This window comes from Shimia abyssi (genome assembly GCF_003014475.1).
Taxonomy (GTDB): Bacteria; Pseudomonadota; Alphaproteobacteria; order Rhodobacterales; family Rhodobacteraceae; genus Shimia; species Shimia abyssi.
Map to the genome: position 1 here is coordinate 321,101 of NZ_PYGJ01000001.1, position 24,125 is coordinate 345,225.

Below are 24,125 nucleotides of genomic sequence, written 5' to 3' on the forward strand. Positions count from 1 at the left end.
CATTTGCAGAAAAACCACTGTGCCAAGGCCGAACAGCTGAACGCATCAAGTGATATAAATTGTCGGAATCCGGGCACATGGCGTCGCTATTACCATCAATTGACCCAAAGGCAACCCGGTCTCACAAATCGAGGACATAAGTTGCCTTGATGTGGCATCTGCGGACTTTTTGTGCGATTTCGGTACCGCTACCGGGTCAATCTACCCTCAGTTTGCCACAAATTTAGGCAGATGGGCAGGCGCGTTCGGCTTGTCTTTGCGCCCCGCCCCAATACTCTGAACCATAACACTCAGCGGGAGAGAGACATGCATCTGAACGGAAAACACGCCCTTGTCACCGGTGGGGGCACCGGAATTGGCCTCGCCATTGCGCGCGCCTTGGCCAGTGATGGTGCGACCGTCACCATCACCGGGCGGCGTTCTGACGTCCTTGATGCGGTCGCCACCGATCAACTGCACCCGCTGGTAATGGATGTCCGCTCCGAGGACAGTGTTGTCTCCGGTATTCAGTCCGCGGTGGCTGCGCGCGGGCCGATCCAGATTTGTGTGGCCAATGCCGGTGTTGCCGAGGGCCGCGCCTTGCACACCACCGACATGGCGTTCTGGGACAACATGATGGCCACCAACCTCACCGGCGCGTTTCTGACGGTGCGCGAATGTTTTGACTCAATGTACAAAACCGATTGGGGGCGCGTCATCATCATGTCCTCTATTGCCGGTGTGCGCGGTCTCAAGGGCGGAATGGCCTATTCTGCCACCAAACACGGTGTGATCGGCATGATGCGCGCCTTATCCGAGGACTATCTCGGCATGCCCTTCACCTTTAACGCCATCTGCCCCGCCTATGTCGAAACCGACATCATCACCCGCAATGTCGCCTCCATCACCGAGCGCGCCGGGGTCAGCAAGGAAGATGCCCTGAAAATGATGGTCAGCGCCAACCGTCACAAACGCCTTATTGCACCCGAAGAAATTGCCGAGGCCGCCCGCTGGCTCTGTGGTCCCGCCTCCGGCAGTGTAAACGGCCAGACCATCAAAATCGCGGGCGGCGATATCTAAGACAGAACTGCCTTGGCCCCAAAACATGCGGCGCATCAGAAAATGACACTGACGCGATACCGACGTCATACCGACGCAATACCGACGTCGCGGTTTTGGGCCTCGTTTACTTCATTTCCCAGCCGAATCCGCCTCCGACCAGACAATATACACCTATTGCAACGCCCAGGGATTTGCTCTCTCATGGGTGTTTAATTCATATTTTCAATATTTTATGGCACGAACCTCATGTGATTACCTATTTCACATCGGGGTCTTTGCTAAAAATAAACAAATTTGCCCCAAAATGCTGCCTCAGATCAGGGATATCACTCGCCAGTCCGCTCCAAAAACGCGGAAGAATATTACCAGTTCTCAAATGGTTACTGAATGAAGCTGCCACATGCACCCTCTCTGCCCGGTTTCACTCCCGGCACTCGCCTCATGACCGAACACGGCGAACGCCGTGTCGAAACTTTATGTCCGGGCGATCTCTTGATGACCCGCGACGCCGGGTTGCAACCGCTGTTGGCAACCGTCACGCGCACCTTGGCTGCTGACCGCGACAATGCGCCAATCGCAGTAACTAATGCACTGTTTTCAAACGCAAAACGCACGCTTCTCGTATCCCCAACACAAAGCCTGCTTGTCGAAAATTGGCGGGCTGAGATGCTGTTTGGTCAGCGCCAGGTATTGGTTCAGGCGCGGCATATGATTGACGGCGATCGTGCTTTTGATCTTCCGCGCAGTGGCGTGATGTATGTGCACTTGATCCTGCCTGCCCACCACCTGTTGGTCAGCGAAGGCGTCCCAGTCGAAAGCCTGCTGATGGCGGACACCACGCCAGCGATTCTATCTATCGGTTGCGAACCGTCGCTTGGCGAGAACATTCATCACCTGGCGTCCAAACACGCGGCACACCGCCCGGTTCGACGTCACTTAACCCAAGCAGAAGCCAGCGCCTTGATTTCGGCGAACGGTGATACATTCCCGCGACGCCCACGGCGCAAGATGGCGCCGGTCACAAAGCTTACGCTGATTTGAGAACGGGCATGGGTTCGCGCCCATTGGCCCAGGCCCGAACCGCGTCGCCAAATGCCGTGAACAGCGGTCGCGACACAGGGTCATTGGCCGCATCCCATTCTGGATGCCATTGAACTGAAAGGGAAAATCCAGGCGCATCTGCTACATATGTGGCCTCGGGCGTGCCATCGGGCGCGTGACCTTCGATGACAATCCTCTGTCCCGCTCGCTTGATGCCCTGCCCATGCAGTGTATTGGTCATCACGCTATCTGCGCCCATCAACCGATGGAACACACCGCCTTTGGCAAAGGTCACGCGATGGCGCAAAGCGAACTTTTCTTCCAGCGTTCCGTCGGGCGGCATACGGTGATTGTCCCGCCCAGGAAGATCCCGAATTTCGGGATATAGAGAACCGCCCATAGCGACATTCACTTCCTGAAATCCTCGGCAAATTCCCAGAAATGGCTGACCACTCTCGACGCATGCCCGCACCAACGGCAACACAATCGCATCCCGCGCCCGATCAAACGCACCATGCGCATCCGTCGCCGCTTCGCCGTATTCCTCGGGGTGCACGTTGGGTCGCCCACCCGTCAGGAGGAACCCATCACAGCGCTCGACCAGTTCTTTCACGGAGACAAATCTTGGATCCGCCGGAATAAGCAAAGGCATACACCCGCTGACACCGGACACCGCCTCAGAGTTCATTGCCCCACCGGCATGTGCCGGATACTGGTCGTTGATCAAGTATTGATTGCCAATTATTCCGACGACGGGTCGCGTCATTTAGGACCTCTGTAAGCTCGATGTTTCACCAGCATAGGCCGGTGAAACGTCAAGCAAAAGCCTCTTTTGTCAAGCCACACCTTCCAACCCGGCCTCTTGAACACCAGCCAAGGCCGCCGCTGCATCATTGTCTGATGTATCGCCCGTTACGCCAACGGCGCCTACGATCTCACCTTTGCGATCTTTGATCAGAACACCGCCCGCGACCGGGATCACCTTGCCATCAAAAGCCGCATTCAGCGATGCCCCAAAATGCGGGCGTTCGATTGCCATATTCCCAATAGACGAGCTAGGAATGCCAAGCATTACAGCGGCATAGGCTTTGCCTTGAGCAATCTGAAACCGGCCCGGGCTGGCTCCGTCCTCACGTTCAAACGCCTGAACATGCCCGCCAGCGTCAACCACAATCACCGACAAGGGTTTCAGGTCCATATCACGTCCGGCCTGAAGCGTTTTGCGCACGATCACACGTGCCTTTTTCAATGAAATTCCCACTGTTTTTCCCCTTGATACCTATTTAATTTGCCCGCGTGCGCAATCATATTGCCTTTAATTCCAAACGGCGGGCATGCAAGACTGGCTCGGTATATCCTGATGGTTGCAGGCGGCCCTTAAAGACCAGATCGCACGCCGCCTGAAAGGCCACCCCGTCAAATCCGGGCGCCATCGGTGTATATAGCGGATCATCCGCATTTTGGCGATCAACAACGCCTGCCATTTTTTGCATGGCCTGCATCACTTGGGCTTCACTGACCACGCCGTGGTGCAACCAGTTAGATAAGGCTTGGCTGGAAATCCGACACGTCGCACGGTCCTCCATCAGCCCGATGTCGTTGATATCAAGCACTTTTGAGCATCCGACTCCCTGATCAACCCAACGTACGACATATCCCAGAATGCCTTGCGCGTTGTTCTCGATCTCGCGTGTGATCGTTTCATCGCTCAGGTTCTCACCTTCAAGCAGCGGGATCGTCAGCAAGTCGTGCAACGTTCCCCGTGCGCCGCCAGCACGCAGCTCGTCCTGAATGGCGTGAACATCCACGTGGTGATAATGCATCGCATGTAGTGTGGCCGCCGTGGGTGACGGGACCCAGGCGCAGGTTGCACCGGATTTCGGATGCCCTATTTTCTGCTCCAGCATGGCTTGCATCATATCCGGCATAGCCCACATACCCTTGCCGATCTGCGCCTTTCCCTTCAGGCCACATGCCAAACCGATATCCACGTTGCGATCTTCATACGACATGATCCAAGGCGTTGATTTCATGTCACCTTTGCACAAGAATGGCCCCGCCTCCATCGAGGTATGAATCTCGTCGCCAGTCCGATCAAGAAAGCCTGTATTGATAAACGCCACCCGCGATTTTGCCGAGCGGATACATTCTTTGAGGTTGGCACTTGTACGGCGCTCCTCGTCCATGATCCCCATTTTTACGGTGTTGCGTGGAAGGCCCAAAATGTCTTCCACACGGGTGAAAATCTCATCGGAAAAGGAAACTTCCTCAGGGCCATGCATCTTGGGTTTGACGATGTAAATCGACCCCTTGGCCGAATTTCCGCCCTCTGATTTCAGGTCATGCATCGCGATCATCACAGTGATCAACGCATCCATCAGACCTTCGCCAATCTCGTTACCGTCCCGATCCAGAACCGCTGGGTTGGTCATCAGATGTCCGACGTTACGCACCAACATCAGCGAGCGGCACTTGACCGTGAACGCGGCGCCATCCGGAGCGGTATAGGTCGCGTCGTCATAGAGCTTGCGGGTAAATGTCTCGCCGTTTTTACTGACCTCTTCGGTCAAGTCGCGTTTCATCAGACCCAGCCAATTCGAATAGGCGAGAACCTTGTCTTCTGCGTCCACACAAGCCACCGAATCTTCACAATCCATGATCGCCGATACCGCAGACTCAAGGTTGACGGCAGCGATCCCAGCCGGATCTGTACGCCCAGGTCCCACCTCTGGGTTAACCAGAATTTCAATCTTAAGGCGGTTCTTCTCCAGCAGGATTCCCCGCCAACCGTCCGCCTCCATGTGACCCAGGTACTGTGCCTCATCCGCTAAGGTGATCGCGCCCTTCGAGGTCACAAACTCAAGCGACGCGCCAGCATTAATTGCGGTCACATGGGCCCACTTAGCGCCGCCCTGTAGGGGAACAGATGTATCCAGAAACCCTTTGGCCCATTCGATCACGCGCGCGCCGCGTGCCTCGTCATAGCCTTTTCCCGCCGGACGGTCGCCCAGCGCATCTGTGCCATAGAGTGCGTCATAAAGATTACCCCAGCGCGCATTCGCAGCGTTCAGCGCAAAGCGCGCATTGGTGATTGGAACAACCAATTGAGGGCCGGGGATATCGGCGATTTCAGGGTCGACATTTGCAGTCTCCACTTCAAAATCCGAACCCTCAGGCACAAGATAGCCAATCTCCTGCAAGAAGGCTTGGTAAGCGGCCGCATCATGGGATTGGCCTTTGCGGGCGATGTGCCACGCGTCGATCTGCTGTTGAATGGTTTCGCGCTTTTGCAGCAAGGCTCGATTCTTTGGGCCCTGCTCATGTGCCAGCGCGCTCAGGCCATTCCAGAACGCATCCGCAGAAACACCCGTTCCCGGCAATGCCTGCGCTTCAACAAAATCCACAAGCGCCTGCGCGACATCCAGGTCGCCTTTTTTGATCCGCAAAGTCATGGTTCACCCTCATTGTGCACAGCTGTATACCATGCCATTAAATCATGAGTTTCCGATACGCAACAAAATTGGTTAAAAATTTTTACCAAAAGCTTCTTCAAGATTTTCAATAAAGCACGCAGACTGTTTCAAATATTTGAGGTATCGCGCCCAGTGGCCTTGCGGCTGATTGCCGAAACGCTACACCTATTGGCAAAGTTGACTGACAGGATGTTGCGATGCGCGATGCGGCCCCCACGACGATCTATTTACAAGACTACAAGCCTTTCGGGTGGATAATTGACGACGTTCACCTGACATTCCGGCTGCATCCGACGGCCACGCGCGTTATTTCGCGCATTCGGTTCCGGCCTGACTATGACGTGACGGACCGCCCTTTCTTTTTGCATGGAGAAGACCTCAAGCACATTTCGGCCAAGGTAGACGGCCACGATATCGAGCTGCGCCATGTCGATGGCGGGATCGAAGCGGATGTGCCCCACGCTCCCTTCAACTGGGAGGCCGAAGTTGAAATCAATCCCGAGGCCAATACCGCACTTGAAGGGCTCTATAGGTCAAATAGCATGTATTGCACCCAATGCGAGGCTGAAGGGTTTCGCAAGATTACTTGGTATCCCGACCGTCCCGACGTAATGGCCCAGTTCACCGTGCGGATTGAGAGTACAGCCGAACATACGCCGGTCATGCTCTCTAACGGCAATGGTCTCTTCTATCAACAAGACCAAACCCAACCGGGCGCGCCAAATGTGTCAATTTATCAGGATCCATGGCCAAAACCGGCATATCTGTTCGCGCTTGTCGCGGGTGATCTGGTGGCACATGAGGACCGTTTCGCGACCATGTCCGGCAAAGACGTCAGCCTTGCCATCTGGGTGCGTCCGGGGGACGAACACAAATGTGCCTTTGGGATGGAGGCGCTCAAGAAATCCATGAAATGGGACGAAGACGTTTATGGTCGCGAATATGATCTGGACGAGTTCAACATAGTCGCCGTTGACGATTTCAACATGGGCGCGATGGAAAACAAGGGCCTCAACATCTTCAACTCATCCTGCGTTCTGGCCAGCCCGGAAACCAGCACGGATGGCAATTTTGAACGTATCGAAGCGATCATTGCGCACGAGTATTTTCACAATTGGACGGGCAACCGCATCACGTGTCGGGATTGGTTCCAGCTTTGCCTAAAGGAAGGGCTGACCGTCTACCGCGATCAGCAATTCACGGCCGACATGCGCTCTGCCCCTGTGGCGCGCATCTCCAACGTGCTGGCCCTGCGCGCGCGTCAGTTCCCCGAGGATCAGGGCCCGCTCAGCCATCCGGTACGCCCCGAGAGTTTTCAGGAGATCAACAATTTTTATACGGCCACCGTCTATGAAAAAGGCGCCGAAGTGATCGGGATGCTCAAGACGCTGGTTGGCGATGCGAACTACTCCAAGGCGCTCGATCTATATTTCGAGCGCCACGACGGGGACGCCGCCACGATTGAAGACTGGTTGCAAGTTTTTGAGGATGCCACGGGCCGCGATCTTGGCCAGTTCAAGCGCTGGTATTCGCAATCCGGCACGCCAAAAGTCACCGTGTCCGAAGCGTGGTCCGAAGACGGTACGCTGACGCTAACCTTCCGACAGGAAACCGCCCCCACACCCGGACAGGAACAAAAAGAGCCACAGGTCATCCCCGTCAATGTTGGTCTGTTGAATCCCAACGGGGACGAAGTGATGGAAACCCGCACGCTGGAACTAACAGAAGCAGAGCAAAGTTTCTCTTTCTCTGGTCACTCGGCACGTCCGGTGCCGTCGATCCTGCGCGGTTTCTCTGCTCCGGTCATCCTTGAACAGAACATGGACAATGCGCGCCGGGCCTTTCTTCTGGCTCATGACACCGATCCGTTCAACCGCTGGGAAGCCGGCCGGATGCTGTCGCGCGACGCACTAATGAGCGCGATCATCGATGGTGCAGCGATCAATTCCGATTACCTCGATGGTCTCAAGGCGGTGCTGCGCGATGACACGCTTGATCCCGCCTATCGTGCATTGATGCTCGGCCAACCCACCCAATCGGAACTGGCTGGCCTGCTGCATCAGGCGGGCCATACGCCGGACCCTTCACGCATACACACCGCCAGCGAAGCCATGCGTGATGCAAAGGCGACGGCGCTGGCGGACCTGTTGCCAACGCTTTACCACGACAATCAGGTGAGCGGCACATTCTCGCCAGAAGCGGAACCAGCAGGCAAACGCGCACTGGCCAATGCGGCATTGGCGCTGATCAGCCGAGGTGATGGTGGGACACTGGCGGCAGAGCAATATGACCAAGCCGACAATATGACCCAACAACTGGCCGCCCTGTCCTGCCTGCTCGATGCAGGCACAGGCGCGCAGCAGCTTGCGGCCTTTGAAAACCAGTGGTCGCAAGACCGACTGGTGATGGACAAGTGGTTCAGCCTGCAAATTATCCATGCCAACCCGGAAGACGTTGTCGAAACCACCCGTCGCCTGACACATCATATGGATTTCGACTGGAAAAACCCCAACCGGTTCCGCGCCGTGATGGGCGCGCTGCAAATGCACCATGCCGGGTTCCATCATGAAGGTGGCGATGCATATGAGCTGCTGGCCGATTGGTTAATCCGCCTTGATCCTGTGAACCCACAGACCACGGCTCGCATGTGCACCGCGTTCCAGACGTGGCGCCGTTATGACGCTCCGCGCCAAGAGATGATCAGCGCACAATTGGATCGGATCGCTGCCCAAGAAGGCCTCAGCGGTGATGCTAGCGAAATGATTTCGCGCATCCGGGGCGCTTGATAAATGGTTGAGCCACTGACCTACCGCAATCAGGGGCGCAACCCGCGTACCTTCGGTGCGCTGGCTATCGCTGGCGGCCTGATCCTGTTCCTTTACAGCATCGGCACCATGTACTGGCTGATCGTGCTGCTGTCGCTCTTTGCGATCCCGGCGCTGTTTGACGTTCTCTTAAACCCGGTTGCCACATTCGAGCTCAATGACACGATTTTGCGCTGGAAAAGCCCAACTCAGACCGCTGAAATGCGGGTTGATCAAATTCGCGCAGCGCGATTTGACACCCGTTTGGATGTGTCGGTGCGCGCGACGCTAACCCTTGCCGACGGCAGTAAACTAAGGGTTCCACAGGATGTTTTACCTTCACATAAGACCTTGGAAGAAGCGCTAAAGGCACGCGGAATTAAAGTTGAAAGGCACCATTTTAGAGTCATCTGAGGCAAATTGTGTCCGGATCAGAAACCTGACCGGATGATTTCAACTTGGTGCCCTTTTTTGGCCTGAAACAGATTTCATAGTGGCTGCAATCAACAAAGCAGGCTCACGCATGAAACTCTTCTCGACCGACAAGGAATCCGCATCACACACCGCTGCCCTGGCGTTGCAGATGCTGACGCGCCGATTGCCAAATATGCGGCGAGATCAACCCGAGGATCTGCCTGAAGAAGGCAACTGGACTTATCGCGACCTTCAAGAGCGCCTGCAAATCCCAATCAACACCGCCACCGCCGATCAGGTACAAAGCGACGAAACCAAGGAGCGCGGCCTGTTCCTTGCTCGTCAGGAAATGTGGGAAGAACTCGACGACCAGATTCGCACCCATGACCAGAATCGCGCAACGACCACGGCAGGCACCCCGCTTGCGGACCTGATGATTTTCGGCGCGCGCTCAGATGTGGTACGCGCAGCTGAACACGCGCTGTTGCACGGGCGCCCGGCCAAGGACTCCGACTTCTTTTCCGGAATCGAGGCGCTGGAATATGTGCTGGAAGACTATCCCGACAGCTACGCACTTGCTCTGATCGTGGCCCATATGCATATCGATATCGGCTGGGCTTGGCGTGGCGCTGCGGCCAAAGATGACGTGCGTGAGGTCAACCGCGAGGCGTTTCATGCCCATTTTGACCGGGCCGCTGACATTCTTGGCCGGTTCTGCCCGAAAAAACACTACTCTCCCGCGTTATCTTCGGCGCGCTGCGCGTTGTTACCCGGACGCCCGCACCCGGCCAACCGCCTTTGTGCCGAATTCGAAGAACTCATCGCGCTCGATCCGCAAAACCCACGGCACATGCGCGCGCTTGGCAACTACCTCTTGCCGCGTTGGTACGGCGACTTTGGACAGCTAGACCTGCAAGCCCGCCGCATCGCTGCACAAACCTATGACCTGTGGGGCGCGGGCGGATATGCGTGGGTTTGGTTTGACGCCCTGCTGGTGGACCCAACCGGCCTCGAAATGCTCGAAATTGACTACTTCCTTGATGGAATTTGTGATGCGCTGGACCGGACCAACGACCAGCATGTTGCCAACCTGATGGCCGCGCACCTGTTCCGCAGCTGGCAAACCGCGCGTGGCCAGTATTACGAGGACGGCTTGCGTCAGGAACTGCCACCTGCGTTGCGGCAAGGGTTTGACCGGGTGGTACGCGAACATCTGCGCGAAATCCACCCGCTGATCTGGGGCCATGCCGAAATCGGGTTCGAAAACACGTCACGCATCATCTCAAAAGATCGGCTCGCCCAAAAGGGCAAGGAAATCGCCCTACATGCCATTGCCATGCCTTTCCTGTCGGGGTTGCAAGCCGGTCAAACCGTCTATTTCACGCCCGACGGCATCACCGAGATCAACCCATAGACACTGTCGGAGGTCGCTCCCCTCTTGCCCCTGCATCGTCGCTGGCCTAGAACGCAGACCAGCCTCAGATTCAAGGAGCCAGAGCGATGCTCGACCTGACATATGAAACCCCCAAACCCAAGGTAATCGCGGGTGCCAAACATGACTGGGAACTGGTCATCGGTATGGAGGTGCACGCGCAGGTTTCCTCAAATGCGAAACTGTTCTCGGGTGCGTCGACCAAATTTGGCGCCGAACCGAATTCGAACGTAGCGTTCGTGGATGCGGCCATGCCCGGCATGTTGCCCGTGATCAACGAATACTGCGTCGAACAGGCGGTGCGCACGGGGCTGGGTCTCAAGGCGGAAATCCATCTGAAATCCGCCTTTGACCGCAAGAACTATTTCTATCCCGATCTGCCCCAAGGCTACCAGATTTCCCAGCTCTACGAACCCATCGTCGGCGAAGGCGAAGTCATCGTCGACATGGGGCCGGGCGTGGCACGCAAGGTGCGTATCGAACGTATCCACCTAGAGCAGGACGCAGGTAAATCGGTGCATGACATGGATCCAAACATGTCCTTTGTGGATCTGAATCGTACCGGCGTCGCCCTCATGGAGATTGTCAGCCGCCCCGACATTCGCGGCCCCGAGGAGGCCGCCGCCTATGTCACCAAGATGCGCCAGATTCTGCGCTATCTGGGCACCTGCGATGGCAATATGCAAAACGGCAACCTGCGCGCAGATGTAAACGTGTCGGTTTGCCGTCCGGGTCAGTATGAAAAGTACATGGAAACACAGGACTTTTCCCATCTGGGCACGCGCTGCGAGATCAAAAACATGAACTCCATGCGCTTTATTCAGGCAGCCATCGAATACGAGGCGCGCCGCCAGATTGCGATTGTCGAGACGGGTGGTTCGGTCGATCAGGAAACCCGCCTGTATGATCCTGACAAGAACGAAACCCGCTCGATGCGATCAAAGGAAGAGGCGCATGATTACCGCTATTTCCCCTGCCCCGATCTGCTGCCACTGGAGATCGAACAGGGCTGGGTTGACGATATTGCCGCCTCGTTGCCCGAGCTGCCAGACGAGAAAAAGGCGCGCTTTGTCAATGACTTCGGCCTGACCGAATATGACGCTTCGGTGTTGACTGCGGATGTGGAGAGTGCCGATTACTTTGAGGCCGTGGCCGAGGGGCGTGACGGAAAGCTGGCCGCGAACTGGGTGATCAACGAACTGTTTGGCCGACTGAACCGCGAAGATCATGCGATCACCGACAGCCCCGTGTCCCCGGCTCAGCTGGGCGGTATTCTGGACCTGATAAAGTCCGATACAATCTCGGGCAAAATCGCCAAGGATCTGTTTGAAATTGTCTATACCGAAGGCGGAGAACCTGCTGAAATCGTTGAAGAGCGCGGCATGAAACAGGTCACGGACACCGGCGCGATCGAGGCCGCTCTGGACCAGATCATCGCCGACAATCCGGCACAGGTGGAAAAGGCCAAGATCAACCCGAAATTGGCCGGTTGGTTTGTGGGCCAGGTGATGAAAGCGACCGGTGGCAAGGCCAATCCCAAGGCCGTTAACCAATTGGTTGCGCAGAAACTCGGCGACTAAATCGCCACGTCGGTATCGCGTCGGTATTCCATCGGTATTGCGTCGGTGCCGTTTCAAATCAAAAGCCCGCCCGGTTCCCCGTGGCGGGCTTTAATGTTTCGGCATTACAGGTCAGTTTCGCCGTCCCCAAAACCCGCATCCGCATGATTTGTGCGCAAGGGCCGGACCCCGCCTAAGGCGACGGTCGGGGTTGGCCGGTTTTGCCACCTCAAGTGAGGTTTGACCACCCGACTAGCGCATTGGGCCACGAACGCGATGCGGTCTCTCACAAAAACCGAAAACTCGTTCAAACTGAGCGCCGCGAGGCTGCGTATGGAGCGGGCGCCGGAGATGTTTGAAGGGGCCGGGGCCTTGCGTTACGTTAGGATGCGCAAGACCTCCTAAAAAGGCATCCAATCCCACTACTCCTCACACGCCGCACAGAACAGGATACCCATGACCAACGCCCCTTTCCTCTCCTCCTCCCTCCCCGTTGAGGCCGATTGGATCGACTATAATGGCCATCTCAATATGGCCTATTACAACGTGTTGTTTGATCGCGGCGTGGATCAAGTGTGGGAGCGGTTTGGCTTTGGGCCAGACTATCGCGCCGCCACCGGTTGTACGACGTTTTCGGCTGAATTCCATGTCTGTTACCTGCGTGAAATCCATCTTGGCGATGCGGTCACGGCGAGCTTTCATTTGCTGGATCACACCGACAAGGCGTTGCATTTCTATCAGGAGCTGATCCATCCCGACGGATGGATCTCGGCAACGGGCGAAGGGATTGCGCTGCATGTGGATCAGAGCGGCCCCAGCGTGGTACCGATTGCGGCGGACATACTGAGCCGGATCAGCGCGATGCGCGAGGAGCATTCAGCCTTGCCGTTCCCTGATCGCGCCCAGCGGGTGATGAAACTGAGGCGGTGATACATTACCGGCAACTAAGGGCAGACAGGCACGCAAGGGGCTGATATAAAAACCCTATTGAGAGCAGGCGCGATTTGACATGACGACATATGACTACAAGGTTGTTCCGGCCCCCACCAAGGGCCGCAAGGCGAAACACGCAAAAGGCCCGGAGGGACGTTTCGCCAATGCGCTTGAGCTTTTGATGAATGATATGGCGACGGACGGCTGGGAGTTTCAGCGCGCCGAGACATTGCCAAGCGAAGAGCGCAGCGGGCTGACCTCAAGCACGACAACCTATCGCAGCGTGATGATCTTTCGCCGCCCGCGCGCCGGAGATACCGAGGCGTTTGCGCCCATAATGCTGGACACGCCAAAGGTGGTCGAGCTGCCTGCACCCGAAACACCCAAGGACGTAAAGGGCGACAAGGATGAGGCGACTGTTCAGCTTGCTGGTCCAGCCGAGGCTACGCCCGAGCACGCGGGCGAAGCCGTTGCCGAGGGCGAAGCCGCTTTGCTCAGCGAAACCAAAAATGATGTCGATGCGACAATTGCAACGGCGCCCAAGTCGGAAAATACGGAACAGGATATTGCCCCGCCAGAACCAATCGTCGCGCCCCTGATTTTATCAGATGCCGAGCGCCGCAAGCCTGATGCGGTCAATGACCCTGAGGACAGCGCGGTGGTCAGTGACATATCCATTGCGCTAAAGGCGCGGGCGCAAAACCTGTCGAAACCCTGATCCGGCCAAGGCCCTGCAAGCGAACCGGCACATTTTTGCGCAACGACAAATTTCATGCCAACCGGTTACGAATTTTGCCCTTTTCCTCTTCTATCTGCGCCCGTTTGAGGTAAACTCTCCGCTCCGAGTCGAATAGGTGAGATCATGCCCAAACAGGATCCCTTTGGTTTTGATATGTCGATTAAGTCGGCCAAGAAGAAAAACCCACGTGGTCGTCGCACTATGTCGGGGGCGCAGGAAACCTCGGTTCGCGTTTGCGAGCATGAGGGCTGTGAGGAAGCAGGCAAGTACCGCGCGCCCCGCGCGCCTGACGTGCTGGACGAGTTCAAGTGGTTCTGCAAAGACCATGTGCGCGAGTATAACCTCAAGTGGAACTTCTTTGACGGCAAAACCGAAGCTGAGATGAACGCGCAGAAAACCAGCGACAAGGTTTGGGAGCGTGAGACCAAAACGTTCACCGATCCCGAGGCGCGCGCATGGGCGCGACTGGGCATTGAGGATCCGCATCAGGTACTTGGTGCCAACGCCACGCAGAACCCCGGCAAGGGCACAACAGGCTCTCGCCGTTTGCCCCCCACAGAGCGGCGCGCGGTGGACATCCTCGAGGCCAAGGACCATTGGACGAAGGCCGAGGTGCGTAAAGCTTACAAAAAGCTGATCAAAGTGCTGCATCCCGATATGAATGGCGGGGATCGCAGCCAGGAAGAACAGCTGCAAGAAGTCGTCTGGGCCTGGGACCAACTCAAGGACAGCCGCAACTTCAAATAAGTCAACGCTTGGCTCCGCTGCGACAGGTAGTTAGGCATAGGGGACCCCCCATGCGACGGAGACAAGCATGAAACGGCTAAGCACATTCCTGACTGAACGACCCCGCTGGATGTTTGGTCTGGTTATCGCGGGCATTGCGTTGTTACCGGTGTCGGTCTGGCTCGACCTAAACAGCATGTCCCATCACAACCTGCATCGACAGGCAACCAGCCTGAATGCGCTGATGGATGGGTTTCGCGGCTATTATGCCAGCAATGTAGCGGCGCGTGTGCGCGCATTTGACGGCACCTCAACGCTCAGCCACGATTATCACGACATCGATGGCGCTATTCCCATTCCGGCAACGCTTTCGCTGGAAATGGGCACAGTCATTGCCGACAAGCAGCGCGGCGTCGAATACCGCTTTGTTTCAGACTTTCCGTTCAAAGGGCGCACCGCGCATGTTCTGAACGCCTTTGAACAACAGGCGCTGGATGCGTTTCGTGATCCGGCGGAAACCCGTAGCCATATTCTACAAGAGTCGGGTAACCTGCTTGATCATCGCATTTCCATGGCGACCCCCGTGCTGATGGAACCCTCTTGCGTGTCTTGTCACAACAGTCACCCACAAAGTCCTAAGACCGATTGGCAAGTGGGCGAAGTGCGCGGACTACAGGTTGTAAACGTGAAACAACCGATTGTTATGAACCTGTTCTCATTCAAGTTTCTGCTCACCTATCTTGTCATCTCGGGCACCTTCGGGATCCTGTTTGCGATGCACCAGCTACGACTGGCCAATCGGTTCCGCCGCATGAATGACGAACTGGCCGAGAACAACGAATTTCTGGCCTCAATCTCGCTCAAAATCTCCAAGTATCTGAGCCCACAGGTCTATCGCTCAATCTTTTCCGGTGAAAAAGACGTGGCCATTTCGACCGAGCGTAAAAAGCTGACGGTTTTCTTTTCGGACATTAAGGATTTTACCGCTGCCACCGAGCAGATGCAGCCGGAAGAGCTGACGGCGCTGCTGAATGAGTATTTCACCGAGATGAGTCAGATCGCAGAATCTCATGGCGGCACGATCGACAAGTTTATTGGTGACGCAATCGTGGCGTTTTTTGGCGATCCGACGACGCGCGGCACCAAGGAAGACGCACGCGCCTGTGTGCGCATGGCGCTTGAGATGCAGCAACGCCTGAGCGAATTGGAAACCGTGTGGCGCGACAAAGGGTTAGAGCACCCGTTCCGCGCTCGTATGGGCATCAACACCGGCTATTGCAACGTTGGCAATTTCGGTTCGGACGCTCGCATGGATTACACGATCATCGGCGCCGAGGCCAATCTGGCCGCACGTCTCGAAAGCATCGCAGAGCCGGGCGGCATTGTGATGAGTTATGAAACCTATGCCCATGTCCGCGACATGATCGAGGGCGAACCCCTTGAGCCGCAGCGTGTCAAGGGGATCTCGCGAGAGATCACGCCCTACAAGGTGTTGAATAAGGCCATCATCGACGACGCCGTCACCGCACACACGGATGGCGAGCGGCTGGTCGTGGATATGAAAGGCGTCGACGAGGCGACGCGTCAGGAAATTTCGGCAGCCATAAACGCGACATTGGCGGCACGCCGTCCAAAACCGGAATAGCGCGCGGATCGGTATTGAAATCTGGCCAAGGCGCACTCAGGTCTTGAGTTGCAAATGCAAACTGGTTGAAGATACCCCATGCCGAACCGTCAAAACAGCCATATCGCCGCCATTGCCCGCGACTTTGCCCTCTACCTGATGGATCAGGGATACTCAGAGCAGCATGTCTTTGCAGGCACCGGACTGACATTGGACGCGATCCGCGAGGACGGTGCACAGGCGCCGTTGCCCGACATCATTGCCGTGTTCAATCGTGGTCGGGCGTTAACCGGAAATGATCTGATCGGGTTTGAGTGGGGAAAAATCCGGCGCTCGGATCGTATGGGGCTGATCGGTTACATGGGGCGCACCTCCCCCACGCTGGAGCGGTTGCTGTTGAACCTTGCGCGATATCGCCGGGTGTTTTCCAAACCGATTGAGATGGATGTGTCGCGCCTTGCCAGCGAAGGGGCCTATGTTTGGACTTATCGGTTGCCCAAGGGCATTGACCCGACACAGTTTGTCGAATCCCAAGCTACCCATATGGTGGTTGGGTTCACGCGCGCCATCCAGAAACACCCCCGCCCGAGAAGCCTTGCCTTTGAACATCACCGCCCGCGTAATCGCGAGGTGATTGAGCGATTTTTTGTGTGCCCGGTGCAGTTTGGCGCGCCGCGCAATGAAATCGTGTTTGATACTGCGGACCTGAAACGCCCTATCGTCACATCGGACGAGGCGTTGAACAAAATTCTGCTGGAACATTGCGAGTTGGTGTTGTCCCAGACTCCACCCGACAGCTCAGACGTTCGGATACAGGTAGAACGCGCCATTGCCGACCGCCTGTCGGCCGGTCAGGCGACCCAAGATCAGATCGCCCGCGACATCGGCGTGAGCCCACGCACCCTAGCGCGTCGTCTTGGCGATGCGGGCACCAGCTATCACAAAGTGCTCGCTGACTTGCGGCGCGCGTTGGCGGAACGTTATTTGCGCGACGGTCAGGTCACCCAAAGTGAAATCGCGTATTTGTTGGGTTACGCCGACGTTTCCAGCTTTGCCACAGCCTTTAAACGCTGGACCGGGCACTCTCCCGGCGGGCTGCGAAAGGTGTCTGAATACGGAAACGGCCACGCTTCGGCCTAATTTCCGCTATATTGGCGAGAATTACCAAATTTATGGCAACTCTGCCAAATCATTACGGCAGAATTGTCCCCATATCCCTAGTGAGCCGGAGGGAAAGCAACAGCAATAACGCTGCCCCCACCGGACAAAATGGGCCTTAAGGCTCTGACATATTGGGGGAAACCACATGCAACATCATTCAATGGCACCACGCCACCGCGATCAACATCTTTTGCCAGCCGTCCAGTATCTTGGAGAGGGATTTGGCACAAACTGGCTGAAACGCCTGATCTTTTGGCGCCAACCGGCACCCGACACACACCGCGAAGCGGGGCTGGAAACCGCCCACCGCGTCGCATTCAACACCACCTTTGCAGGCAAATCGCCAACAACTCGCTAACAAGTAGGAGAGATAAAATGGCTCAACTCGTTCTGGTCGATGACGACCGTTCCGTTCTGAAATCTGTCTCTTCGCTGTTGGAAAGCGAAGGACACAAAGTGCGCAGCTTTACCGACCCTGAACAGGCGTTGCGCACGATCAACAAATCCAAACCGGACCTGGCACTGCTGGATGTGCAAATGCCCAAGGTCGACGGTTTTGAGGTGCTGCGTCGCATCCGCGAAACATCGAACCTGCCGGTCATGTTCCTGAGTGGTGAAACCTCGGATGTGGACGAAGCCATGGGCCTGCGCCTTGGGGCGGATGACTATATGCACAAACCCTATTCGCCACGTGTTCTGGTGGAACGGGTCCGTGCCTGCCTGCGCCGCAAACCCGAGGCCGTAGACGTACCAACCGGCGAAGGGGCGGCCCTGACCCGTGGCGCGTTGCATATGGATCGTGATTGCCACCTTGTGACATGGAACGACGTGCCCGTGCATCTGACCGTGACCGAATTCAACGTGCTCTGGATCATCGCACAGCGCCCGAATGTGGTGTTCAGCCGGTCCAAGGTTCTGGATATCGCTTACGGCGAAGACATCTATGTCACCGACCGCAGCATCGACAGCCAGATCAAACGTATCCGGCTAAAACTGCGCAAGGTTGATCAGACGTTTGACTCGATCGAAACACTGTATGGATTGGGTTACCGATATGTAATGGCGCCGCAAGACGCACAGCATTGAGCAGCACCTGACCCCGGGACACGTCCCGGGGTTTTTTGTGTCAGGCGTCCTTAAAGACCAACGACACACCATTGATGCAATGCCGTTTTCCTGTCGGTTTGGGACCATCGTCAAAGATATGCCCCAGATGAGATCCGCACCGGCGGCAATGCGCCTCGGTATAGGTGGTAAACCAACGCCGATCCGGCTTGGTCCCCACGGCATCCGGCAGCGCCTGATAGAAACTCGGCCAGCCAGTGCCGCTGTCGTATTTTGTGTCGGATGCATAGAGCCCCAGATCACAGCCACGGCAATGATACTGCCCCTCAGCCCAATGTTTGTCCAACGGCGACGTAAACGCGCGTTCGGTGCCTTCCTGCCGCATGACCTTGAATTCCAACGGTGTCAGCATCGCGCGCCATTCTGCGTCTGAACGGGTCACGTCGAACCGCGCAGCAAAGGCCAATTGCGGCAAAAGGCCAATTGCGGCTGTTCCGGCAAGAAATTGACGTCTGTGCATATGCGGGACCTCCTCATGTCTATGAGATGGGGCATGGCGCGTGCACGGGCAATATAAGTTTTTGCACGGCTGCGTGAGGTTTGCTTCACTCAGCCGTGCAAATGTCGTCTACGATCAGTTGGCGACCAGTCGCAGCTTGGTCAGATCAGGGCCAATCACCACGTCCCCTTCGTAGCCGCTTTGACGCACAGCATCGACATAGTCTTCGGCTGTCAGGCCGGTTTTAGACACCGGGTACGGCCCCTGACGTGGTGCACCCAATGGCGGGATATGGTGGGTCAGCATCAGGTGCTTGACCCCTGCCCGCTTGGACATCGCGCCCAAATCAGTGGCGGTTGACTGGCGATAATAGATTGGCGGTGGAAAGCCAGAAGCGCCATCCGGCCCCATGATCGGGTGAATGACCGAATGCACCACTACATCGGCTCCTTGGGCCAGTTTTTCTACCTGCGCCGAGGTCGAACTGTCGCGCGGCGGTGCTGGTTTGTCATTGCCCGCATCGCCGCCGATCACAACACTGCCTGCAGGTGTGTCGACCCGGTAAGATGCGTGCCCGGCCACATGGCGCGACTTGATCGCGGACACGGTAACATCGCCTTTTTCCCAAACGATCTGTGGCTCATCCCCTGCTGAGAATGTCTTGATGTTAAGCAGATCCGCAGGCCCTCCCGGCAATCGCTTGGGATTTTCCGCCAAACGTTGCGCCATCTCGCCCGAGGCAATCAGCGCAGCCCCAATATTTTCGCCGAAGGACCGGCAGCTCATGGTGTAGCCCTTGGGCGTGGTCACATCATCGCCGCACACCATATCCACCTTTGGGCCCGCTGAACCAAAATGCCAGCGCAACTGCATCAGGTCGGGCAACCCTTCGCTGTGATCCGAATGCACATGGCTGAAAAACACGGCCGTCAGTTTGCCCGCGGGCACACCAAGTTTCGATAGTTGCTGTGTTGTTCCCCGCCCGGTGTCAAATTGCAGGAATACGTCGGAACACTTGTTTTCCTCGGTGCCATAACGCACCAATGTGCCCGATCCGGCCTGCCCGCGAAACACAGGCGGTCCGCCTTGGACACCAGTCAGGACAACTTCCAAACAAGGTGCTGCCGCCGCGGTTGATCCAAGCGACATGGCCCCCATCAACAGCGCAGCCCCTAATGTGGCTTTTGATTTGCGTTTCATGTTTCCTCCCCTTTTTCCTGATCAAATAATATCGTTTTTTATGACTTATGTCATTTTATTTCGCTTTTTGCTCCGATCACCGCATTTGATCGACGATACACACACCCCAGAACCCTTGCCCAATCCAGCGTTTTGTTGATGCTTTCAGACCCATTGCTTGGTCAGCATTTCACAACCTCGCGCACACATGCATTTCGCTTGTGGTTCTGTTCAAATTCGTGCACCACGGGCCGGGAAACAGTGCTTGCATATGCATGACCGCGGCGCGAAAGGCCGGTGCGAGAAGGATTAGACAGATGACGGATATCAACGCAAAACCAACCGAGGACATTCTGGTTCGGGACGTGTTTGGCATCGACACCGACATGAAGGTTCGCGGCTTTGAAGAGCGCACCGATCGCGTGCCCGAAATTGATCCGACCTACAAGTTTGACCCGGACACTACGCTGGCCATTCTGGCCGGCTTTGCGCATAACCGTCGCGTAATGATCCAGGGCTATCACGGTACAGGTAAATCGACCCATATCGAACAGGTCGCGGCACGCCTGAACTGGCCCTGTGTGCGCGTCAACCTTGACAGCCACATCAGCCGGATCGACCTGATTGGTAAAGACGCAATCAAACTGCGCGACGGCAAACAGGTGACGGAATTCCACGAAGGTATTCTGCCTTGGGCGCTGCGCAACAACACGGCCATCGTGTTTGACGAATATGATGCGGGCCGCGCTGATGTTATGTTTGTGATCCAGCGTGTTCTGGAGCATGACGGCAAGCTGACCCTGCTGGATCAGAACGAAGTGATCACGCCGAACCCCTATTTCCGCCTGTTTGCGACGTCGAACACCGTGGGTCTGGGCGATACGACCGGGCTTTATCACGGTACACAACAAATCAACCAAGCCCAGATGGACCGCTGGTCGCTGGTCGCGACCCTAAACTATCTCAGCCACGACGCGGAGACTGCCATCGTTCTGTCCAAGGCTCCGCATTACAACACTGCCGAAGGCCGCAAGATCGTGAGCCAGATGGTCACAGTCGCCGACCTGACCCGGACCGCGTTTATGAACGGTGATCTGTCCACCGTGATGAGCCCCCGGACCGTGATCAACTGGGCCTCAAACGCCGAGATTTTCCGCAATGTCGGCTATGCGTTCCGCCTCAGCTTCCTCAATAAATGTGATGAGCTGGAGCGTCAGACCGTGGCGGAATTCTATCAGCGCTGCTTTGACGAAGAACTGCCCGAAAGCGCAGCGAGCATCAGCCTCGGCTAAGCCACGTTGCACCAAACGACATTCTGACCGCCGCCGCGAACACCGCGCGCGGCGGTTTTTCGTTGGGGTTAGGGCGTACGGTGAGACTATACAAAAAACAGCATTTGCATAGCTTTAGTATATACAGTATTGACTTGGCACTGGGTTGCCATAAGCTGACCACATGACCGTTTCAGCGACCCCGACAAAAACAGTGTCAATATGTGGTGCGATCCTGATACTTATCGGCTCCACCGCGCAGGCGCTTCCGATTTGGCCACACCAACAGGCCGAAGCCTTTGCAACCTGCTCAGGGCGATTTTCCGCCCTGGCGACACATTTACAGTCACATCGCAAACCCGGCGCCAAAGAAAACCTCGAACTCAAGGCAGAATTTGACCTGATGCTCGAGGCGGTTCTGCCCTATGCACTGGAAGAGGGTGTCACATTACCAGAGCAACGCCGCTGGCGCTCTGCTGGCTGGGGCCAGATTGCCGCGCTGTTGGCGGATGTGTCCTATGGACTTGACCAAAGCCAGATTGAACGCGCAACAAACGCGTTGGAATTTCACATACAAGACTGTCGCGACTTGCTGTTGTGACCGGTTGGTGAATGCGGGTCGTTTTCGGACACAGGTTAACTTTTTTCAAACTGCACGCTTGATAGGCGTGATTTTTTGCCCAAAGATCACTTCATGGGCAGTTTGAAAACAATTCTGCAATCAATCATCATCGCCTTGGCGATGTCGTCGGCCGGGAACCCCGCCTTTGCTCGCGCGCCTGAGCCCCAAGACCCCCTGAAATTCTTCGCGGCCTGCGCCGGTCGTTTGTCGGCTGAAATGGAGTTTCAATGGATGTTTGACGGCGACGCTGCTGATGCCTTTGCCGCCGAACGGGCGGCTGTGCTCGACATCCTTGAGGCGATGATGTCCGACGATCAGGGGCGTGATGTTCTGAACTGGCGGGTTGAGGCAAAAATGGCGCAGGCGGCGTTGTTGACACGTGCGACATTTACCAACGACGCGCGCGCCGCCAGACACTCTGCGAAACTTGCACTCTATAACGTCGAAAGCTGTCGCGCGATGTTGTTGAGCTGAAACCGGCAAACGGGTGAAAATCAAGTCGATCGTGACTTGCACAGGAGGGCCGCCCCGTGATTAATCACACATATGAGCACCAAGTCTGACAACCCCGCTGATCCGTTCAAAAAGGCGCTGGCCGAGGCCACCAAGGTCATGGCCGACGACCCCGAGCTGAGCGTTACCTATTCAGTTGATCCCGCTGGCATGTCTGGCGACTCGATGCGCTTGCCGCAGGTCAGTCGCCGCATGACACGGGAAGAAGTTTTGCTCGCCCGAGGCACTGCTGACGCAATGGCGTTGCAGCGCAAGTATCACGACGGCGCAACCCACGCCCGCTATGCTCCGCCACAGGGGATCGCGCGCGAGCTGTATGAGGCGATGGAGACCGCCCGTTGCGAGGCAATGGGCGCGCGCGACATGCCGGGCACAGCCAGCAATATTGACGTCAAGATTTCCCACGAGGCCACTGCACGTGGATATGGCGATCTTACCTCGACCGAGGATGCCCCCCTGCCCGTCGCAGCGGGCTATCTGATCCGCCATCTGGCCACGGGCCGCGATCTGCCCCCGAATGCGGCCAACGTGATGGAGCTGTGGCGCGGGTTTATCGAGCAAAGCTCGGGCGAACATCTCGACGATCTTCAGGACATGCTGGACGACCAGCAAGGCTTTGCCAAATTTGCGCGCCAGATCATTGATGATCTGGGGTATGGCGACCAGCTGGGCGAGGACCCCGACGATCTGGACGACGACCAGCAGGACGAAAGCGAAGAGACCGCCGAAGAAGAAGACAGCCCCGACAGCGCTGGCGAAGATGACAGCCAGGAAGAGAACGAGGCAAATCCAGAGCAGACTCAGGAAGAGCAACAGGACAGCGCCGAAGCGCAAGTGACCATGGATGACATGGCCGAAGAAGAGATGAGCGACGAGGCAGAAATGCCAGATGGCGAGGCCCCACTTGACCCGCCGCCACCGCCGCCATTCTCCGAGGCCGACCCGGATTACAACGTCTTTGATCCGACAAACGACGAAGAAATCGCCGCCGAAGATCTGGCCGAACCGATCGAGCTGGAACGGCTGCGCGCGTATCTTGATCAACAGCTGGAGCCGCTCAAGGGCGCCGTCAGCCGATTGGCCAACAAGTTGCAGCGCCGCCTTCAGGCACAACAGAACCGCAGCTGGGAATTTGACCTGGAGGAAGGCATTCTTGATGCCGGACGTCTTGCGCGTGTGGTGGCCAACCCGACCACCCCGCTCAGCTTTAAGGTCGAAAAAGACACCGAGTTCCGCGACACTGTGGTGACACTGCTCTTGGACAATTCCGGCTCGATGCGGGGCCGTCCGATCTCGATCGCGGCGATCTGTGCGGATGTTCTGGCGCGCACGTTAGAACGTTGCAACGTCAAAGTTGAAATTCTCGGCTTTACCACCCGCGCGTGGAAAGGTGGCCTGAGCCGTGAAAAATGGCTGAATGATGGTCGGCCACAACAGCCCGGTCGCCTGAATGATCTGCGCCATATCATCTACAAAAAGGCCGACGCGCCCATGCGCCGGTCGCGCCGAAACCTTGGTCTGATGATGAAAGAGGGCCTGCTGAAAGAAAACATCGACGGCGAGGCGCTGGAATGGGCGCACCGGCGCATGTTGGCCCGCACCGAAGCGCGCAAAATCCTGATGGTGATTTCCGATGGTGCGCCGGTAGATGACAGCACCTTGTCCGTGAACCCGGCAAACTACCTCGAAAAACACCTGCGCGACGTGATCGCCATGGTCGAAAAGCGCAAACAGGTTGAACTATTGGCGATTGGTATCGGACATGACGTCACCCGTTATTACAACCGCGCGGTTACAATTACCGATGTTGAACAGCTGGCAGGTGCAATGACTGAACAGTTGGCCGCTCTGTTTGATAGCGATCCAAGGGCACGTGCCCGCGTTATGGGGATGCGCAAGGCGGGGTAAGTCGGGCAAGAGGCACGGCCTGAATTGGGGGCGCTGCCCCCATCGCAGCATGGCTGCGATTCCCCCGGGATATTTTGGGCGAAAGGAAACCATGGACCTGCGGGATGTCGTGTGGCGGCGC

At 56.7% G+C, this 24,125-nt stretch carries 22 protein-coding genes; 17 read left to right on the forward strand and 5 right to left on the reverse strand.

Annotated elements, in window-relative coordinates:
• Positions 1–306 precede the first annotated feature (306 nt).
• Positions 307–1,059, forward strand: coding sequence for an SDR family NAD(P)-dependent oxidoreductase (locus tag CLV88_RS01590; RefSeq protein ID WP_106606612.1), 753 nt, complete (start codon positions 307–309; stop codon positions 1,057–1,059).
• 369 nt (positions 1,060–1,428) lie between these two features.
• Positions 1,429–2,082 carry a Hint domain-containing protein gene (locus tag CLV88_RS01595; RefSeq protein WP_106606613.1) on the forward strand — a complete coding sequence of 218 codons (654 nt, stop codon included), beginning with the start codon at positions 1,429–1,431 and terminating at the stop codon, positions 2,080–2,082.
• Here CLV88_RS01595 and CLV88_RS01600 read toward each other — a convergent pair.
• The 3 genes from CLV88_RS01600 to CLV88_RS01610 all read right to left on the reverse strand — a co-directional run bounded on the left by CLV88_RS01600 (position 2,069) and on the right by CLV88_RS01610 (position 5,534).
• A complete protein-coding gene (locus tag CLV88_RS01600) occupies positions 2,069–2,848 on the reverse strand; it encodes a gamma-glutamyl-gamma-aminobutyrate hydrolase family protein (protein ID WP_106606614.1) in 780 nt (259 codons plus the stop codon). The genes CLV88_RS01595 and CLV88_RS01600 overlap by 14 nt on opposite strands.
• Before the next feature lie 69 nt (positions 2,849–2,917).
• Complete coding sequence (locus CLV88_RS01605) at positions 2,918–3,343, reverse strand: GlcG/HbpS family heme-binding protein (protein WP_106606615.1); 426 nt, start codon at positions 3,341–3,343, stop codon at positions 2,918–2,920.
• 43 nt (positions 3,344–3,386) lie between these two features.
• Positions 3,387–5,534: a malate synthase G gene (locus tag CLV88_RS01610; RefSeq protein ID WP_106606616.1), complete on the reverse strand. Its 2,148-nt coding sequence runs from the start codon at positions 5,532–5,534 to the stop codon at positions 3,387–3,389.
• Between the two features lie 218 nt (positions 5,535–5,752).
• On the opposite strand from CLV88_RS01610, the gene pepN reads away from it, so the two are divergent.
• The 11 genes from pepN (at position 5,753) to CLV88_RS01665 (ending at position 18,033) form a co-directional block, all read left to right on the forward strand.
• Positions 5,753–8,341, forward strand: a complete 2,589-nt coding sequence (pepN, locus tag CLV88_RS01615) for an aminopeptidase N (protein WP_106606617.1) — start codon at positions 5,753–5,755, stop codon at positions 8,339–8,341.
• A gap of 3 nt (positions 8,342–8,344) precedes the next feature.
• Positions 8,345–8,773, forward strand: a complete 429-nt coding sequence (locus tag CLV88_RS01620; RefSeq protein ID WP_106606618.1) for a hypothetical protein — start codon at positions 8,345–8,347, stop codon at positions 8,771–8,773.
• 109 nt (positions 8,774–8,882) lie between these two features.
• Positions 8,883–10,187 (forward strand): hypothetical protein, encoded by a 1,305-nt coding sequence (locus CLV88_RS01625; RefSeq protein ID WP_133169901.1) that lies wholly within the window; start codon positions 8,883–8,885, stop codon positions 10,185–10,187.
• Between the two features lie 86 nt (positions 10,188–10,273).
• Positions 10,274–11,785: an Asp-tRNA(Asn)/Glu-tRNA(Gln) amidotransferase subunit GatB gene (gene gatB / locus CLV88_RS01630; RefSeq protein ID WP_106606620.1), complete on the forward strand. Its 1,512-nt coding sequence runs from the start codon at positions 10,274–10,276 to the stop codon at positions 11,783–11,785.
• Between the two features lie 435 nt (positions 11,786–12,220).
• The gene (locus CLV88_RS01635; RefSeq protein WP_106606621.1) at positions 12,221–12,694 is read left to right on the forward strand and encodes a thioesterase family protein; all 474 of its coding nucleotides are present in this window, start codon (positions 12,221–12,223) and stop codon (positions 12,692–12,694) included.
• A gap of 79 nt (positions 12,695–12,773) precedes the next feature.
• Entirely contained in the window at positions 12,774–13,415 is a 642-nt protein-coding gene (locus CLV88_RS23650) for a DUF4177 domain-containing protein (protein ID WP_207797001.1), read from the forward strand.
• 144 nt (positions 13,416–13,559) lie between these two features.
• Entirely contained in the window at positions 13,560–14,183 is a 624-nt protein-coding gene (locus CLV88_RS01645) for a J domain-containing protein (protein WP_106606622.1), read from the forward strand.
• 67 nt (positions 14,184–14,250) lie between these two features.
• Positions 14,251–15,807, forward strand: coding sequence for an adenylate/guanylate cyclase domain-containing protein (locus CLV88_RS01650; protein ID WP_106606623.1), 1,557 nt, complete (start codon positions 14,251–14,253; stop codon positions 15,805–15,807).
• A gap of 78 nt (positions 15,808–15,885) precedes the next feature.
• On the forward strand, positions 15,886–16,926 hold the full coding sequence (locus CLV88_RS01655) for an AraC family transcriptional regulator (RefSeq protein ID WP_106606624.1): 1,041 nt from the start codon (positions 15,886–15,888) through the stop codon (positions 16,924–16,926).
• A gap of 166 nt (positions 16,927–17,092) precedes the next feature.
• On the forward strand, positions 17,093–17,305 hold the full coding sequence (locus tag CLV88_RS01660) for a hypothetical protein (RefSeq protein WP_106606625.1): 213 nt from the start codon (positions 17,093–17,095) through the stop codon (positions 17,303–17,305).
• A gap of 17 nt (positions 17,306–17,322) precedes the next feature.
• A complete protein-coding gene (locus CLV88_RS01665) occupies positions 17,323–18,033 on the forward strand; it encodes a response regulator transcription factor (RefSeq protein WP_106606626.1) in 711 nt (236 codons plus the stop codon).
• A 40-nt stretch (positions 18,034–18,073) separates the two neighbouring features.
• Here the strand turns inward: CLV88_RS01665 and msrB are convergent, their stop codons facing one another.
• A complete protein-coding gene (gene msrB / locus CLV88_RS01670; protein WP_106606627.1) occupies positions 18,074–18,532 on the reverse strand; it encodes a peptide-methionine (R)-S-oxide reductase MsrB in 459 nt (152 codons plus the stop codon).
• Positions 18,533–18,646: 114 nt separating this feature from the next.
• Positions 18,647–19,711: an MBL fold metallo-hydrolase gene (locus CLV88_RS01675; RefSeq protein WP_106606628.1), complete on the reverse strand. Its 1,065-nt coding sequence runs from the start codon at positions 19,709–19,711 to the stop codon at positions 18,647–18,649.
• A gap of 296 nt (positions 19,712–20,007) precedes the next feature.
• Here CLV88_RS01675 and cobS point away from each other — a divergent pair, with 296 nt between their 5' ends.
• The 4 genes from cobS (at position 20,008) to cobT (ending at position 24,004) form a co-directional block, all read left to right on the forward strand.
• Entirely contained in the window at positions 20,008–20,982 is a 975-nt protein-coding gene (gene cobS / locus CLV88_RS01680) for a cobaltochelatase subunit CobS (RefSeq protein ID WP_106606629.1), read from the forward strand.
• 163 nt (positions 20,983–21,145) lie between these two features.
• Positions 21,146–21,562 carry a hypothetical protein gene (locus tag CLV88_RS01685; protein ID WP_106606630.1) on the forward strand — a complete coding sequence of 139 codons (417 nt, stop codon included), beginning with the start codon at positions 21,146–21,148 and terminating at the stop codon, positions 21,560–21,562.
• A gap of 93 nt (positions 21,563–21,655) precedes the next feature.
• The gene (locus CLV88_RS01690; protein WP_106606631.1) at positions 21,656–22,057 is read left to right on the forward strand and encodes a hypothetical protein; all 402 of its coding nucleotides are present in this window, start codon (positions 21,656–21,658) and stop codon (positions 22,055–22,057) included.
• A 72-nt stretch (positions 22,058–22,129) separates the two neighbouring features.
• A complete protein-coding gene (gene cobT / locus CLV88_RS01695; RefSeq protein WP_106606632.1) occupies positions 22,130–24,004 on the forward strand; it encodes a cobaltochelatase subunit CobT in 1,875 nt (624 codons plus the stop codon).
• Positions 24,005–24,125: the final 121 nt, after the last annotated feature.

What these genes read in the sequence shown, in the direction of transcription:
- CLV88_RS01675 (WP_106606628.1), bottom strand. Translation starts at nt 19,711, where the DNA reads ATGAAACGCAAATCAAAAGCCACATTAGGGGCTGCGCTGTTGATGGGG.
- CLV88_RS01610 (WP_106606616.1), bottom strand. Translation starts at nt 5,534, where the DNA reads ATGACTTTGCGGATCAAAAAAGGCGACCTGGATGTCGCGCAGGCGCTT.
- CLV88_RS01590 (WP_106606612.1), top strand. Translation starts at nt 307, where the DNA reads ATGCATCTGAACGGAAAACACGCCCTTGTCACCGGTGGGGGCACCGGA.
- CLV88_RS01645 (WP_106606622.1), top strand. Translation starts at nt 13,560, where the DNA reads ATGCCCAAACAGGATCCCTTTGGTTTTGATATGTCGATTAAGTCGGCC.
- CLV88_RS01690 (WP_106606631.1), top strand. Translation starts at nt 21,656, where the DNA reads ATGGGCAGTTTGAAAACAATTCTGCAATCAATCATCATCGCCTTGGCG.
- CLV88_RS23650 (WP_207797001.1), top strand. Translation starts at nt 12,774, where the DNA reads ATGACGACATATGACTACAAGGTTGTTCCGGCCCCCACCAAGGGCCGC.
- cobT (WP_106606632.1), top strand. Translation starts at nt 22,130, where the DNA reads ATGAGCACCAAGTCTGACAACCCCGCTGATCCGTTCAAAAAGGCGCTG.
- CLV88_RS01625 (WP_133169901.1), top strand. Translation starts at nt 8,883, where the DNA reads ATGAAACTCTTCTCGACCGACAAGGAATCCGCATCACACACCGCTGCC.
- CLV88_RS01660 (WP_106606625.1), top strand. Translation starts at nt 17,093, where the DNA reads ATGCAACATCATTCAATGGCACCACGCCACCGCGATCAACATCTTTTG.
- CLV88_RS01650 (WP_106606623.1), top strand. Translation starts at nt 14,251, where the DNA reads ATGAAACGGCTAAGCACATTCCTGACTGAACGACCCCGCTGGATGTTT.
- pepN (WP_106606617.1), top strand. Translation starts at nt 5,753, where the DNA reads ATGCGCGATGCGGCCCCCACGACGATCTATTTACAAGACTACAAGCCT.
- CLV88_RS01665 (WP_106606626.1), top strand. Translation starts at nt 17,323, where the DNA reads ATGGCTCAACTCGTTCTGGTCGATGACGACCGTTCCGTTCTGAAATCT.
- gatB (WP_106606620.1), top strand. Translation starts at nt 10,274, where the DNA reads ATGCTCGACCTGACATATGAAACCCCCAAACCCAAGGTAATCGCGGGT.
- CLV88_RS01635 (WP_106606621.1), top strand. Translation starts at nt 12,221, where the DNA reads ATGACCAACGCCCCTTTCCTCTCCTCCTCCCTCCCCGTTGAGGCCGAT.
- CLV88_RS01600 (WP_106606614.1), bottom strand. Translation starts at nt 2,848, where the DNA reads ATGACGCGACCCGTCGTCGGAATAATTGGCAATCAATACTTGATCAAC.
- CLV88_RS01685 (WP_106606630.1), top strand. Translation starts at nt 21,146, where the DNA reads ATGACCGTTTCAGCGACCCCGACAAAAACAGTGTCAATATGTGGTGCG.
- CLV88_RS01655 (WP_106606624.1), top strand. Translation starts at nt 15,886, where the DNA reads ATGCCGAACCGTCAAAACAGCCATATCGCCGCCATTGCCCGCGACTTT.
- CLV88_RS01595 (WP_106606613.1), top strand. Translation starts at nt 1,429, where the DNA reads ATGAAGCTGCCACATGCACCCTCTCTGCCCGGTTTCACTCCCGGCACT.
- CLV88_RS01620 (WP_106606618.1), top strand. Translation starts at nt 8,345, where the DNA reads ATGGTTGAGCCACTGACCTACCGCAATCAGGGGCGCAACCCGCGTACC.
- msrB (WP_106606627.1), bottom strand. Translation starts at nt 18,532, where the DNA reads ATGCACAGACGTCAATTTCTTGCCGGAACAGCCGCAATTGGCCTTTTG.
- cobS (WP_106606629.1), top strand. Translation starts at nt 20,008, where the DNA reads ATGACGGATATCAACGCAAAACCAACCGAGGACATTCTGGTTCGGGAC.